Below are 14782 nucleotides of genomic sequence, written 5' to 3' on the forward strand. Positions count from 1 at the left end.
CAGAATCCTTCACGTTTCAATCGCCGCATCGTGGCGGAGCACTCGCAAATTGGCACATCGGATTAAATAGCTTGCAACAACGAGCTAAGTCAAGAGTTAGAGACACTTAGCTGCCGCATATGTTCGTTCATCCTAAAATGCACGGTCAGAGGTTTAAATTTGTCCCACAAGTAATCTGAAATTCAGGACTTGCCAACTTCAATGCATGGAAGCCCGAATAGGGATGCAATCTTTCGGAGAGGAGACGCATGGTGTCCGAGGCCAACAGCACAGTGATGAGCTGGCCCGAGCGCATTCCACTGTTCGACAAAGCCTCGTGCGCCCTGGGGAAAGCGATAGCGGCTGTTCGTATTGCCAATTTGGAGGATAGGTCCGGGAACGCTCTCGCCTTCCGCAACGACGAGACAGAATCCCTTTTCAGAATGTTCGACCACAGACAGCAGGGTCACGGGTCCATGCTGGACGGCCATCTCTACCGACAGACCGCGTCCGACTTTCCCGTGATAAACCCGCAGAGGACGCACTTTGATCCGGTCCTGAGCGATCCCAGGATGCGCTGGGCCATCGTGGCCCATCAGAACGATATCGTCGTTGAAGTCCATGGCGTAGTACTCCGTAAAGGATCCACCGGCGCCAAGCAGATCCATAATCTTCATCGCGATCGCATTCTTGACTTCGTATTCACCGGCTACCGGAACATGATTCCCCGTGAGCATGGAGGTTCCGAGGATGATGGAACTCATCGTGTCTTCGTTCTCGGGGACGCCAGTGCCCTTGTAGTAGTAGGCAAGCAAGTTGAGATTGTGGGATGCAACGAACCTATCGAGCGCGACGGAAGTACGTGCGGCGCGACTGATCTCATCCTCCGGGCAGTCCCCTTCAACCGTAAAGAATTGGCGAAAGGAAGCTACCTTCTCAGCGATCTGCCGGTCCGAAACACTGCGTCGAATGGCACTGAGTTCGTCGACCTCGAGCATCTCGATGCTAATTCCGAACCGTCCACTTACCTGTGCGAGATCTGTCGCGATATCGAGCATGCCGCTGTAGTAGTGCCCCATGAGCCCCATGTTGCTGTGGCTGAGTGCGTGCACCACTTCTGCTGCCTGTAACCACTGTTCGATCTCGATCCAGCATGCTGGATCGTCGTACAGCATGCCTGTCACCTGCTGGAACGGAATGGAGAGTCGTGTGAGGACATTGGCGATCTCAGGGACAGGACATGCACTGCAGTAAGCAAGCCACTCGCCCGTCATGGCTGCACGATCTTCCATTCCGTTGAAGGCTTCATAGTCGATTGCGGCCGCGGGCTGCAGATTGAGCAACACTATCGGAGTTCGAGTACGCAGGACCACGGGAAGGAGAATGGAGGAGAGCGCGTACGTTGTAAGGTAGACGAGCAGGATGTCGATATCCTGCTCGCGACAGGTGTGACCTGTATCGATTGACTTCTGGGGCGAGTCTACGAGGCCGAAGTTCACGATGCTGCGGGAGTCGCCGGAAATCTGAACAGCGACGACATCAACATAGCTCCGCAGCCGCTGCTCCAGCCCCGAAAATTGTTCCCAGTAAGCCTGCAGGCCTATTCCCATAAGCCCGACGCGGAGCTTGCGCTGGTTATGATTCATCGACGCCTCCATGCGATCTGGTTTAGGCCACGGCATAGGGACGGCTATTCCGAGATCACTGCAACTTCATTTGGCTCAATGGTCACAACATCGCCGGAAAAGGTCTTGGATGCGGGCGGCTTGTCACCCGTCCAGGGCGCGACATAGGTGATGTGAGCAGCCTTGAAGTCCTTGGGCAGAGTAAGCTGATCCTGTTTAAGGCGTTTGTTGACGATGAGGATCTTTCGGCCACGAGAGGTCTGGAAGGCCTGAACAGAGAGACTGCGGTTGTCTTCTTGAGTGTCGGCGAGTTTGTCTCCAGGGCCGAAGTTGTCTTTCAGCAGCTTGAGAGTCCAGAAGCGGGCATTCGGCTCGCCGGTCTTGTAGTTCATCATGCTGACGCTGGGATACTGCGTGGGATAGCCGACGAGCTGCGACTCGCCTGCGACATCGACTCCCATGCGGGCCAGTTGGACATAGAGATCGGCATACATGGCTCCTGCCAGGTTCCAGTAACCCGCCGGTTCTGGCGTGGCTGCGTAGCCGGGGATTCTGTTGCTCTTGCCGTCTTCCGGCAGGATCACGCCCAATTCGTTGAGGTCAGTCTTCGTCTTTGGGGAGAGACGCTTCCGGATGGCCTCAACATAACGCACGGTGTTCAAGAAGCCTTCTTCCTGGTTGAAGAAGGTGTACTGCCAGTTCTCGATCGTCTCCTTTGGAGCGGGACCGGCATAGAAGTGATATGTAATGAAGTCCAGAGGGGCCCCGCCATGATGGTTGGCTGGATTGAGGAAGTACTCAAACATCTCCGAATCTTTGCTGGGCGCCGCCAGGGCAAGGGCCATAAACTTGAGATCGGGATCGACCTTTAGCATTGCGGTCGTTACGACGTCGTAGAACTTCGTGTACTGCTCCGGCGTCCAATGATGCTCGAAGTCGATCTCGTTCAGCAGCTCCCAATAAGCGATCTTGTAGTGGTGGCCCGATTCGTGCCGCTTGCCGTACTCATCGGTGAAGCCGCCCTTGGTATACCAGCTGAGCAGACGAACGAAGTAGTCGGAGACCTCCTTCATGCTGGGATCGCGCAGCTCGGTTCCCTGGGTGTAATTCCAGAAGACCTGATTGGGATCGGCAGGATACGTCACCGGCTTGTCGGTCTTGTACATCCATGCAGGGATCGTACTGAAGTTCATCACGACAGAGTGGCCATCGGTGGCCTTCATGAAGTCTTCCAGCGTGGGATCGATATGGGAGAAGTCCCAGGAGGTCTTACCGTCTTTGGGCGGCTCCAGTTCCGCAACAGCCTGCTTGGGATAGGGCAGCCAGGGAACATAACGCACATAGTCCGCACCCAGATCGTGGAGGGCTTTGAAGGAAGGATCGTGCAGCATGGCTCCGCGAAGCAACTGGGGATTGACAACCACCTGCAGCGTAGGCGTCGTTCGCGAGGTGATGGTCACCTTCTGCCAGTCGACCTGCAGCGGTTTGGCATTTTCCTGCTGTGCCAGGCCGGGAAGAGACAGGCTTAGGCAGACGAAGGCGGAGGCAGATAGAACTTTCCTGAAAGAAACCATGCAAGATCCTCGCGTTTCTTAGGCTCATAAAAGAGAGAGAGCAACGCGTCATCGCGCTGGCTGTCCTCGCGGCCATTTCTGAACGAAGGAGAGAGTAGCGATTGACGACTTCGCAGGCCAGATTAAATTTCCTGCCTCAACGATTTCGCAGTACGAAATCAATCAGCAGACGACAGGATGCTCTATTTGCAGGAATAGTCCGTGTTTTATCTGAAATAATGCAATCTCAGGGTGAGAACGATCGACAAACAGGATTTCATTCCGTGAAATATAAGAGCAAGAAAATGAAGAGAGATCCAGTCGAAAAAACTCCCGACTATTCCATCCGATCGGTGGTCCGCGCCTGCGATATTCTCAAATGCTTTCGTCAGGATGGAGCACCGTTGAGCCTGAATGATGTGGCAGAACGGACGGAACTCAGCCGCCCGACGGCCTATCGTCTTCTCAAAACGCTGGTCTCCTGCGGCATGCTCGACAGCCCGGCAAAGAATGCGTATTTCCTGGCCGCCTGGCATCGAAAGGGCAGAAGGTTTCGCTTCGGATATGCCTCCCAATCTGAAGAATTTTCCTTCTCCCGCCTGGTCTCTGAGAGTATTCGCAGCAGTGCCTACGATGCTGGAGTCGATTTGCTTGTCCTCAATAACTGCTACAGTCCGAAGACGGCCGTCCGCAACGCTGAGATTTTCGTGCGCGAGCAAGTGGATCTTGTTATCGAATTTCAGACGAATCAGCAGAGCGCTTCTGTTGTAGCGTCGAAGCTGATGGAGGCAGGAATCCCGATCATCGCGATTGAGATTCCGCATCCGGGTGCTGCGTACTACGGCGCAAACAACTATCGAGCGGGCCTGATTGGTGGCCATGCGCTGGCTCGTGCGTGCATGCGCGAATGGAATGGAGCCGTCGACGAGGTCCTACTCCTCGAACTTCCCATGGCTGGTCCCCTGCCCCGTTCCCGACTGACGGGCATGCTGGCAGGGTTACGGGAACACCTTCAGAAACTTCCGTTCGGTTCATCGACGGTAACGGGCGTTTTGAGAAGAGCCTGGAGGTTATGCGACGTCATCTGCGACGGACCAACTCGCGCCACATTCTTATAGGGGCGCTCAACGATCCAAGCTGCCTTGGCGCCCTGCACGCTTTTGAGGAGGCCGGCCGCGAACACCACTGCCTTGCAGTAGGGCATAATGCCAGCATCGAGGCGCGACGGGAGATGCGACGGCCAGGTTCACGGCTGGTGGGATCGGTGGGCTTCTTCCCGGAGCGCTATGGCGAGGCTGTGATCTCCCTGGCCCTGGACAAAGTTCAGGGGAAGGAGATTCCTCCTGCCACCTTTACCAGCCATCGCCTCATAAAAGAAGACAATGTCGACAGCTTCTACCCGCACGACAATCTGATCTCCGGAGCAGATAGCGACTCTCTCCTCTTCAGCCATCACTGAAAGAAAATGAAAGTTATTGATATGAAGTCGTGAAGTCCATGGACTGCAGGACTTCGTTGAAAAAGTCTCCTACTCTTAGACCCTATTGGATCAGAGCTTGCTTTTGAATAAAAACGATAGATGAAAATAACTTCCAATTAATTGCCATAAATATTGACATCTGTTATTTATGTCAGCTAGCTTTATCCGGGTTTCCCTTCTGAGCTTATTGTCGTCCCACACGGGGATTGTCTGGAGAATGCATGTCCATAAAGAAGTTAATTTTCATTGTTTTGATGCTTTGCTATGCGGCCGGAGTCTCTTGGGGACAAGAAGATCGCGGACGCATTAATGGCCAGGTGACCGATCCTTCGGGAGCGATCATCCCCGACGCCGCCGTAACGCTGCGGAGTGAGGCCACGGGAGTCGTCCATTCCACGAAGACCGATGCCTCGGGAGGATATCTGTTTGACCTTCTGAACCCCGGTCTTTATGCCGTTCAGGTCACAGCAACCGGGTTTAAGCAGTTTCAGGTCCAGCATGTCCGCGTCGAAGTCGCCAGCCGTGTGGCAGTGAATGCGAAGATGCAGTTGGGCGAAGAGACCGAGGTCGTTACGGTCACAGATTCCGGCGGCGCCCGCCTACACACAGAGGATGCAACGCTGGGCTTTACGGTGGAATCCCGTTCCGCCAATGAACTCCCAATCCTCTACAGCAATCCGTTTGAGCTGCAGTTGCTGGCTCCTGGCGTCTCCAGTACATCGTTGAGCACGGGAAACCACACCTATGAGGGAGGTTCGGAGAGCAGCACGGTCAATGGATCGCAGAGTGGCCGGACGGAGTTTACGCTCGATGGCGCGCCCGATACTCGCAACGGCGGCGCCGTTAGCACCGCCTATGTTCCTTCGCGTGACTTCATCGGGGAATTTCGCCTGATCACATCGCCCTACGATGCTTCCCTGGCACACACCTCTGGCGGGTCGATTGATACCAGCCTCAAGTCAGGTTCCAGCCAGTATCACGGCGGTGCAGCTTTCTTCGCGCAGATCCCGAACGTGAATGCGCCTCAGTTTTCACAGACCATCGCAGCACCGCCAGCCGCCAAGTTCAATCGTGAGAGCGTTGAACTGGATGGCCCCATCATTCGGAAGAAGCTCTTCTTCTTCGCCGGCTATGAGAAGCAGTACAACAAGCAGGCGGCGAGTACCACGACCCAGACGGTACCCACGGCTGCCGAGAAGAACGGCGACTTCTCTGCCCTTCTTGGAATCAGCAAGCCTATTACTTCGACCTATACCTGTCCTGCTACTGGCGAGAAACTAACGACAGCCCCCTATGATCCTTACCAGATCTGGAATCCTTATTCGACACACATCGATCCTCGTTGCCCGGCGCTGATGCTTCGTGATCCGGTTCCGGGAAACATCATCACCAGGGTGCGCCCGATCGATCCAGTGGCGAAGAATATCCTGGCCTATTATCCCGATCCCAATGCGACCGGCCAGGTAAACGGTCAGAACAACTTTGCTTCAGCCGCCGCGAACGTCGATCATTACTGGAACGTCGCTACGCGCATCGACTACAACCTGAGCGATCGCCAGAAGCTGTTCGGACACTACATCATCAGCGACCGCGTTCAGCCGGGTAAAAACCTCTTCTTCCCCGGTGCAAGTGGAAAAACGAACATTCTCCGCAACAAGGCAGGCGTGCTCGACTATACCAACACGCTGAACGATACGACCGTTCTGAATCTCCGCTACTCTCTGACGCGTTTCACTACGTCGTCTCAGATCGACGCGAAGACGACGGCTACGGACCTTGGTATCAACTCAAACGCAACCGCGGGAGCGCCTGATGCAGCCCTGGGCTTCCCCTATGTCTCACTGTCGGGTTTTGCTGAGCTGGGAAATGCCGATCCGAGCTTCGAGTACGACACCATCCACGATGCGCAGGCTAACCTGACCAAGGCGCTCAGCCACCACAACGTGAAGTTCGGCGTTGAGTGGCGACGCTACCAGGCCAACCAGGCTGACTTCACAAACGAAAAGCTCTTCATCAACAGCTCCGGAACGTATACAGCCGGCCCCTCCAGCGCGCTGTCGAACTCTCCTCTGGGGCAATCCGTGGCTTCTCTTGAGTTTGGCATCTCGGAAGGAACCAAGCAGGCGTTGAACGCCGCAACCTCTAACAACACCACGTATTGGTCCAGCTACATCCAGGATGACTGGAAGGTTCGTCCCAACCTGACCCTGAACGTCGGCCTGCGCTATGAGTATGGCAGCCCGATCCAGGAGCGCAACGGTAAGAGCATCTCTTATTTCGACATGACGACGCCCAATCCTATTGCGGAACAGGCGAAGGCGAACTATGCAGCGACCGCCACTCCCAGCGAGCAGGCCCTTGTGCCGGTCAACGGCTTCAATGTAAACGGCGGTGTCCGTTATGTTGAGAAGGGGAAGGACAACTGGGACGCGCAGAAGACCAACTTCTCTCCGCGCCTCGGATTTTCTTATAGTCCCACTCCGAAGATGGTGGTTCGCGGTGGCTTCGGACTCTTCTTCGAACATTATGCGGAGTATGTCCAGTACGGCAATCCCCTGGGCTTCAGCCAGACGACCAACACGGTGGCGTCGCCGGATAATGGCGTCACCTACTCGGCTACGCTGCAGAATCCATTTCCGGGAGGATTGGTCCAGCCTTCCGGATCTGCAAACGGATTGCTGCAGAACGTCGGTCAGAGCATCTCGCAGTTTTATATTCAGCACCCCAAGACGCCTTACAGCGAGCGCTTCTCCCTTGGCATCCAGTACGCTCTTCCCGGCGATATTATTGTCGAGGCGGATTACGTTGGAAACCTGGGCAGGCATCTGATTGTGACTCGCGACTGGAACGCGACTCCCAACAGATACCTGAGTACTTCCCCGACGCGCGACAATGAGACTAATGGACGGATGGTGGCAAACTACCCGAGCCCGTTTCAGGGAATTGCCGTGCCGGGATCTACCCTGAACACCAAAAATATTACGGGAAATCAGCTCGTCAAGCCGTTCCCGCAGTTTACCGGCCTGACAGGACGGGATACTGCAGGTCACAGCAGCTTCAACGCCCTGCAGGTCTCCGCACAGAAGCGTTTTTCACATGGCTACAACATGAGCGTCTCCTACCAGTGGTCTCGCACTCTGGATGCTCTTACCTTCCTGAACGGCGGGGATGCGAAACCGTGGTACGGAGTCTCCAGCACCGACTACCCGCAAACGCTCTCCGTAGCGGGAATCTATGAGCTGCCGTTTGGCCGCAATAAGCCCTTCTTCACAACGGCGCCTACATGGCTCGATGCGATCGTCGGCGGATTCCAGGTTCAGGGAACCTACCGTATTACCAGCGGTCAGCCGCTGACCTTCAGCAGCGCCGGCACGATCCTGAAGCCGGGCTATACCTATGCAGATATCGCAGGGCATTCCCGGCATGACTATCTGCAATGGTTCAACACCAATGCGTTCTATAACGCGCGAGCCAACGATGCCGGCGGCGACTATGGCGGCGATGCCGGTTACGCCAGCAAGGAGGCGCTGGTCTCTAACGTTCGCGTATTTCCGCTTCGCTTCAACAACGTCCGACAGGATTACCAGAATCTGCTGAATGTGGGCGCAATGAAGAAGTTCCGTGTATACCAGGACCGCGCCAGCATGAATCTGCGGGCTGAGGCGATCAATGCTCTCAATCATCAGGTCTACAGCAATCCGACAACAGATCCTTCCAGCGGAAGCTTCGGAAGAATCGGTGGTCCTGGCAACCAGGCTCGTATCCTTCAATTCGCAGTGGAAGCGCACTTCTAAGCGCGACTTCCGGACAGATGCAGTATGCTATGCTCCTCCGTCGAACGATCTGGCGGAGGAGTCTTTCTTTCGCCTAACCATGTTTCCGGCCGCCCTATCAACACGAAAGGAAGCCCACTCCGGATGATGGAAAAGACCATCGCTCATTTTGCCCGCCTGCAGCGCGGTGCCGTTCTCAAGCTCAGCTCAGCGATAGGCGTGGTCGGCGCCCTCCTGGCTCTTTCCTCCGCTGCTGCCTTCGGGCAGGACCTTCCCCTGACAGCAGGCCTGCGCGCCAGCCAGCTATCTCCGATAGACCCCGCGCGGGACGTGGCCTCGCCTCAACTGGAGGGAGCACATCATACTCCGCTCACAGAGGAATATATCTGGACGGCCAACGACTCGACTGCAGCGCAGGACAAGCTTATCTATAAATTTCCGGGGCTGATGGAGCAGACGGAACCGCACTACTTCCGGCACAGCTTCTCGCTCTCCATCGTGCCACCACAGCCGACGCTCTACATCGCGGGGCCGCGCAGCGTAAAAGTCTGGCTGAACGGGAGCCTTGCGGAATCTGTGGAAAGCGATACGTCCTCTCCTCTGGGGATGCATACGTTTGCGATTCCTATCGCGAAATTTCTAAAGGCGGGTAAGAACATCATTGCGATCGAAGCGATCCGCGGCCGCGGCGTCACTGGTTTTGCAAACAGTCCGCTGGTGCGGCAGCAGACCTTTGGCCAGGTGCTGGTCGCAAAGATTCTTCCCGCAGCTGAAGGCGTAGAGACAGAGCCACTGATGATCTCGTCGCGCGACTGGAAAAGCTCAATCTCTGCGCAGGCGGGTTGGCAGAACACGAGCTTTGACGATTCTTTATGGAAGCCGGTTCAAAGCATCGGAGCCATCGAGAGCGATATTGAGCTGTTTCAGTGGAATGCCGACGCCGGTCTCTATGATTGGCCCGGCTACGATGGAATCTCGAAGTTTCTCGCGCACATGCCGTTGCCAGCGACGCAGATTCTGGCAACCTATACCGGTCGCGGATCGTTCTCGCACCCCGAAAACCTTACATCAGGCAAAGACTCCAACAGCTTTACGGTTGCGCTTCCCTCTTCACCGTTGACCGATGCGGAGGCACCGAGCCTCTTCCTCGACTTCGGCCGCGAGCTCACTGGACGCGTCGAGATCGTCTCCGACAGTGATACTCCCGTCACGGTGTCCATACAGATGGGAGAGTCCGAGTCAGAAGCTCTGAAGAATCCTTATCTTGGCATCAACCAGTTGACCATTCCACCGCACGGAACCGGGCATGGTCCGAAGAGCGCCTTCCGTTACGCCAAGATTCGTTTTCTCGGTGGAGGTCCGAAGCTTTGTTTCAAAGCCATCCATGTTGACCATATCTACTATCCGGTCCAATACCTGGGATCTTTCGAGTCATCGGACAAGATGCTGAACAGGATCTGGGAGATTGGCGCCTACACGGCTCATCTCTGCATGCAGGACGGCGTCTGGGACGCTTCCAAGCGGGACCGTGGCCGCTGGATGGGAGATATGGATGTCAGCGGCAGAGTGATCGAAGATGTCTTCGGTGAGCGTTCGTTGATGGAAGATACCCTTGACCGCCTGATGGGGTCTGCCCCGGTCGATCAGCATGTCAATGGAATCCCGGGTTACAGCGCTTTCTGGTTTACAGGCGTGGCCGACTACTACCGGCATACGGGCTCGAAGAAATTCCTCGAACGCGAACATGGCAGGATGCTGCAACTGCTCCATTACGTCGATCAGGAGTTCGACGTTCGTGGAATCTACGCCAATAGAACAAAGGTCTGGCTCTATGTTGACTGGTCTCCTGACCTGAACGGCGATACTCCGGAGACACGAAGAGCAACCACGCTGGAGTACTACCGGGCTTATCGAGAGGCAGCTTGGCTGCTTCGTGAACTGGGTGATACCAGCAATGCTGATCAATACACCCAAAAAGCCGAGCACATCAAAGCCGCCGCCGACAAGTACCTGCTCGACTCCAGAACGGATACATTTGGTCCACGGTGGCAGACCAACGCCGCAGCAGTCGTAGGCGGCATGACCGATGCGGTCCAGTCGAAGGCCATCTGGAATCACGTGCTATCCAGCGTCGGACACATCAAATACAACGCCTACATCATCTCGCCCTATTACAACTACTATGTCATCCGGTCGATGGCGAAGGTCGGTCATCGGCAGGCTGCTCTCGACTGGATTCGCCAATACTGGGGAGGCATGGTTGAAGAAGGCGCCACCAGCATGTGGGAGGCCTACGATCCCAGCTGGTACAAGGAAGACTTCCACGCATCGCTGCAGGCAGACAATCGCTCCGGATATTTCGTCAGTCTGGCTCACGGCTGGTCTGCAGGCCCCACGGCATGGCTCATGGAAGAGGTTCTCGGGATTGAGCCGACAGGAGCTGGCTTCAACACGGTGGATATCCGTCCCGACCTGCTGGACATGCAGTGGGCAAAAGGCGCCGAGCCTACGCCACATGGCCTCCTGAAGGTCGAGGCGCGAAAAGAAGCCAATGGCACCACGGTCACGCTCGACATACCCCAGGGAGTCACAGCGCGTGTGCTGGTTCCATCTGGCTCCTCCAGCGCCAAACTGCTTGTGAATGGCATTGTCCGTTCTTCGACAGATACTGAGGATGGAATGCGAAAGGTGATCACCCTTGGAACAGCCGGGCATTATGATCTGGAGGCGGAATAATCGCCGATGCCTCACTGGCGCCGTTCAGCATAGCAGAGGTATTGCGGTTTGCTCTAAACTCCAGCTATGCCACGGCGCTCTACAACGCATCACCCAGAGTCCTCAAACTCGGTTCGACGCCGAGCCTACCTTCTTATTCAAAAGAAGATCGCATCCGGGGAGCTTAAAGCCGGTACGCTGATCTCTGAAGTTGCCCTGGCAAAGGAACTCGGGAGCAGTCGTACTCCAGTCCGGGAGGCCGCAGGCCAGCTTCTGGCCGAAGGACTGCTGGATCTGAGCCCGGGCGGCGGCATCATCGTTACACAGCTTACTCGTCAGGCCATTCGCGATCTCTATGAGCTTCGGGAAGCTCTTGAGGTCTTTGCCGTCGGCAGAGTGGCTCAAAGCGGGATACGCTCTGCCGACAAGGATCGCCTGAACCATCTTCTGGGTGAGACACAGACTCTTCTGAAGGAACTGAAATCATCCGGAGCCGCCGAGCTCGATGCCGAGCAGATGAAACGATTCGCCCTCTCAGATCTTTCGTTTCACACTCTTCTGATCCGGCTTGCGGCGAACGCCCGCATCCTTAAAGTCGTCAACGAAACCCGGCTGATGATTCGCATCTTCGGGATTCAGCGCAGCGGTCACAAACGCGAAGAGCTGGAGCGTATCTACCGGCACCATAAAGCAATTCTTGAAGCCGTGATCCGTCAGGAGGTTGAGGACTCACGCAAGTTGCTGGCAGAGCACATTCAGGCAAGCGCAAAGGAGCGGCTTGACGAGTTTGATCTTTGGGAACGCGAGAATCAGCTTGCCGGTCTGGACGTAATCGATCCCCTGCAGATGTAAGTTCACGGCTCTTCAAGGCATGCAATAATGACTGTCTTGTTTTGTCGACAAATAAAAGACTTTTGTAGAATGTATGGGATCGGATCTTTACCCTTATGGAAAAACTTATTCGTGGCGCCCATGCTGCTGTCCTGACACTTCGAAAACCTGATCATTCCATTGACGACGATGCTCTTCGTTCCCTCCTTCGTTTCCACATGAAAGCAGGAATCAAGGGATTTGCGATCGGCGGAGCTACGGGTGAATTCTGCTCTCTAACCGAGGATGAGTTGCAACATACCCTCGAAGTCGTTGGAAAGACTGTTGAGCAGAGGGCCGCCTTCGTCGTTGGTATCGGCGCCGCAGATCTCAATGGAGTTCTTCGCCGCGGAGAGATTGCCCGCAGAGCCGGAGCAAAGGCTGCCCTGCTTTCGATGCCCTATTTCTTCCCTTACGCCCAGGACGATCTTCGCGCCTTCGTGTGCGCCGTCGCATCCACACTCGATCTGCCGATCCTGCTCTACAACCTTCCGCAATTTACCAGTGGGATCAATCCAGAACTTACCCTTGAGTTGATTCAGCAATGGCCCTCGGTGGTAGGCATCAAGGACAGCAGCGGATCTCTGGAGACTCTCCGGCTGCTCACCCGGGAGGCCCCGAACGCCTGTCGCATCGTTGGCAACGATAGCGCACTTGCCCCGGCGCTTCAGGAAGGTATCGCGGATGCAGTGATCTCCGGCGTGGCATGCGCCTTTCCGGAGCTGATCGCACACTTCTTCGCGGAAGGAGCTACCGCGTCGCCAGCATGGAGCAAGAGCGTCTCTGCACTTGAGGATGTGATTGCACAACTGAACCAGGTGCCCACCCCATGGGGGCTCAAGATCTTTGCAGAGGCGAGAGGGCTGGCCAAAGCATCGTTTTCTCTTCCCCTTTCGCAGCGGCGGGAGCAGCTGCGCGTTGCGATGGCAGAATGGTATCTGCTGAATCGAGATCAGCTGTTGATCAATAACTCTGAAACAGATTAGCCGGAGAAGAAGGAGAGCCAAATGCAAAGAGAGATGTTTCTGGTTACGAGTGGGGATCTACGGCTCGGCGCAAATCAGACATGCTGGCCTGCGCAGCGCGACCTGGAGAAAACACTCACGCATGTCTTCTCAGAGATGGGAATCACTTTGCGTCGAGCCTTCCCGGTCGATGAGCGGCAGGGGCATGGCTTTATTTCAAGTCAGCGCATGGGTATGGACGTCTTTGCCAATATACCGGCGGATGCTCCTCTGGTCTTTGCCACAGCCGCCTGGCAGTATACGCATCACGTTCTGCCGGGAATGCGCTTTCATCGCGGTCCAATTCTCACTGTCGCCAACTGGTCCGGACAATGGCCAGGGCTGGTCGGCCTGTTGAATTTGAACGGATCGCTGATCAAGGCGGGAGTTCCCTTCTCTACGCTCTGGAGCCAGTCCTTTGACGATGTCTTCTTCCTGAAAGGACTGAAGCAGTGGGTGGATACTGGCACGATCAGGCATAATCTCTCGCACGTGCGCGATCTTGATTTGGCTTCTCTGCCTGCGGATGCGCAGGGCCTCGGCAGGCAGCTCGCGGAATCTCTCAAAGCACGCAAGGCGATTCTCGGCGTATTCGACGAAGGCTGTATGGGGATGTATAACGCCATCATCGATGACGAAATTCTCAACCCACTCGGAATCTTCAAGGAGCGGCTCAGCCAGTCCGCGCTGGTAGCGCGGATGAGGACCGTTTCCGATCAGGAGGCGAGCACTATTCGCCAGTGGCTCGATACACGAGGCATGCGGTTTGCAACCGGAACAGATGAGGCGACCGAACTTACCGATTCGCAGATTCTCACACAGTGCAAGATGTACATCGCTGCCACCCGCATTGCTGCAGATTTTGCGTGTGACGCCATCGGAATCCAGTATCAGCAGGGGCTCAAAGATATGGTGCCTGCTTCCGATCTGGTCGAAGGTCTCCTCAATAATCCGGATCGTCCCCCTGTCTTTTCGGAACAAGGGGCAGAGCTCTATGCAGCATCTGCGCTTCCCCACTTCAATGAAGTTGACGAAGGGGCCGCTGTCGATGCGCTGGTCACGAACCGCTGCTGGACGGCTCTGGGCCTGGATCCCTCAACAACGCTTCACGATGTAAGGTGGGGCGAAACTCTCAACATTCAGGGCGAAGAGAAGTTCGTCTGGGTTCTCCAGATCTCCGGCGCTGCTCCCGCCAGCCATTTTCGCGGAGGATATGCAGGCGCGGTCAGCGAGCGTCAACCCGCAATGTACTTCCCGCTCGGTGGTGGTTCGCTCAAGGGCATCGGCAAACCAGGCGAAATCGTATGGAGCCGTGTCTTTGTTGAAGGCGGAGAACTTCACGCCGATCTTGGCCGCGGCACGGTTGTGGAACTTTCAGACGCCGAGAATGAACGCCGCTGGCGTGAGACTACCTACCAGTGGCCGCTTGTCAATGCAGTCTTCCATGGCGTTGGGCGCGATGCATTTATGGCGCGTCATCGCGCGAATCACGTCAGCATCGCCTATGCAGAAGACTCCAGCAAGGCGCTCGCGGTGAAGGCATCCATGCTTGCGGCTCTGGGCGTGAAGGTCCATCTCTGTGGTGAAACCGGAGACACCAGGAGTTGATCGCCTTCCTCTGCTGGCGCACGGAATACTGTGCGCCAGCAGAGGAAAGCGGGGCCTGGATAGATCCGTATAAACGGCGAAACCGAATTATCCCTGTTGCATTTCAAGCTCCACTCACAGAAACTTCCATGAATGACAGCAGATAAGAGTCTGTTGCCGTCGTGTTACTGTCACT

At 55.8% G+C, this 14782-nt stretch carries 9 protein-coding genes; 7 read left to right on the forward strand and 2 right to left on the reverse strand.

The features are described 5' to 3' along the window. Nucleotides 1-182: 182 nt before the first annotated feature. Nucleotides 183-1625: an arabinose isomerase gene (locus GWR55_RS04400; protein ID WP_202925578.1), complete on the reverse strand. Its 1443-nt coding sequence runs from the start codon at nucleotides 1623-1625 to the stop codon at nucleotides 183-185. A gap of 44 nt (nucleotides 1626-1669) precedes the next feature. Continuing rightward, the gene (locus tag GWR55_RS04405) at nucleotides 1670-3178 is read right to left on the reverse strand and encodes a glycosyl hydrolase family 39 (RefSeq protein WP_162401175.1); all 1509 of its coding nucleotides are present in this window, start codon (nucleotides 3176-3178) and stop codon (nucleotides 1670-1672) included. A 101-nt stretch (nucleotides 3179-3279) separates the two neighbouring features. Here GWR55_RS04405 and GWR55_RS19195 point away from each other — a divergent pair, with 101 nt between their 5' ends. The 7 genes from GWR55_RS19195 to GWR55_RS04435 all read left to right on the forward strand — a co-directional run bounded on the left by GWR55_RS19195 (nucleotide 3280) and on the right by GWR55_RS04435 (nucleotide 14607). After that, on the forward strand, nucleotides 3280-4275 hold the full coding sequence (locus GWR55_RS19195) for a helix-turn-helix domain-containing protein (RefSeq protein ID WP_238398639.1): 996 nt from the start codon (nucleotides 3280-3282) through the stop codon (nucleotides 4273-4275). Continuing rightward, nucleotides 4230-4616 carry a hypothetical protein gene (locus tag GWR55_RS19200; protein ID WP_238398640.1) on the forward strand — a complete coding sequence of 129 codons (387 nt, stop codon included), beginning with the start codon at nucleotides 4230-4232 and terminating at the stop codon, nucleotides 4614-4616. Before GWR55_RS19195 ends, GWR55_RS19200 begins: the two co-directional genes overlap by 46 nt. 275 nt (nucleotides 4617-4891) lie before the next feature. Next, the gene (locus GWR55_RS04415; RefSeq protein ID WP_162401176.1) at nucleotides 4892-8431 is read left to right on the forward strand and encodes a carboxypeptidase regulatory-like domain-containing protein; all 3540 of its coding nucleotides are present in this window, start codon (nucleotides 4892-4894) and stop codon (nucleotides 8429-8431) included. 123 nt (nucleotides 8432-8554) lie between these two features. Then, nucleotides 8555-11146: an alpha-L-rhamnosidase C-terminal domain-containing protein gene (locus GWR55_RS04420; RefSeq protein WP_238398641.1), complete on the forward strand. Its 2592-nt coding sequence runs from the start codon at nucleotides 8555-8557 to the stop codon at nucleotides 11144-11146. Between the two features lie 66 nt (nucleotides 11147-11212). Further along, nucleotides 11213-11977, forward strand: a complete 765-nt coding sequence (locus GWR55_RS04425; RefSeq protein WP_162401177.1) for a GntR family transcriptional regulator — start codon at nucleotides 11213-11215, stop codon at nucleotides 11975-11977. Between the two features lie 95 nt (nucleotides 11978-12072). Next, a complete protein-coding gene (locus tag GWR55_RS04430) occupies nucleotides 12073-12981 on the forward strand; it encodes a dihydrodipicolinate synthase family protein (RefSeq protein ID WP_162401178.1) in 909 nt (302 codons plus the stop codon). A 21-nt stretch (nucleotides 12982-13002) separates the two neighbouring features. Next, on the forward strand, nucleotides 13003-14607 hold the full coding sequence (locus GWR55_RS04435; RefSeq protein ID WP_162401179.1) for a fucose isomerase: 1605 nt from the start codon (nucleotides 13003-13005) through the stop codon (nucleotides 14605-14607). Nucleotides 14608-14782: the final 175 nt, after the last annotated feature.

Origin of the sequence: Edaphobacter sp. 12200R-103, assembly GCF_010093025.1 — a bacterium.
Lineage (GTDB): Bacteria > Acidobacteriota > Terriglobia > Terriglobales > Acidobacteriaceae > Edaphobacter.

Excerpts from the sequence above, each read along its gene's own strand:
- GWR55_RS04400 (WP_202925578.1), bottom strand. The coding sequence starts at position 1,625 with ATGAATCATAACCAGCGCAAGCTCCGCGTCGGGCTTATGGGAATAGGC.
- GWR55_RS04405 (WP_162401175.1), bottom strand. The coding sequence starts at position 3,178 with ATGGTTTCTTTCAGGAAAGTTCTATCTGCCTCCGCCTTCGTCTGCCTA.
- GWR55_RS19200 (WP_238398640.1), top strand. The coding sequence starts at position 4,230 with ATGCGACGTCATCTGCGACGGACCAACTCGCGCCACATTCTTATAGGG.
- GWR55_RS04415 (WP_162401176.1), top strand. The coding sequence starts at position 4,892 with ATGCTTTGCTATGCGGCCGGAGTCTCTTGGGGACAAGAAGATCGCGGA.
- GWR55_RS04420 (WP_238398641.1), top strand. The coding sequence starts at position 8,555 with ATGATGGAAAAGACCATCGCTCATTTTGCCCGCCTGCAGCGCGGTGCC.
- GWR55_RS04425 (WP_162401177.1), top strand. The coding sequence starts at position 11,213 with ATGCCACGGCGCTCTACAACGCATCACCCAGAGTCCTCAAACTCGGTT.
- GWR55_RS04430 (WP_162401178.1), top strand. The coding sequence starts at position 12,073 with ATGGAAAAACTTATTCGTGGCGCCCATGCTGCTGTCCTGACACTTCGA.
- GWR55_RS04435 (WP_162401179.1), top strand. The coding sequence starts at position 13,003 with ATGCAAAGAGAGATGTTTCTGGTTACGAGTGGGGATCTACGGCTCGGC.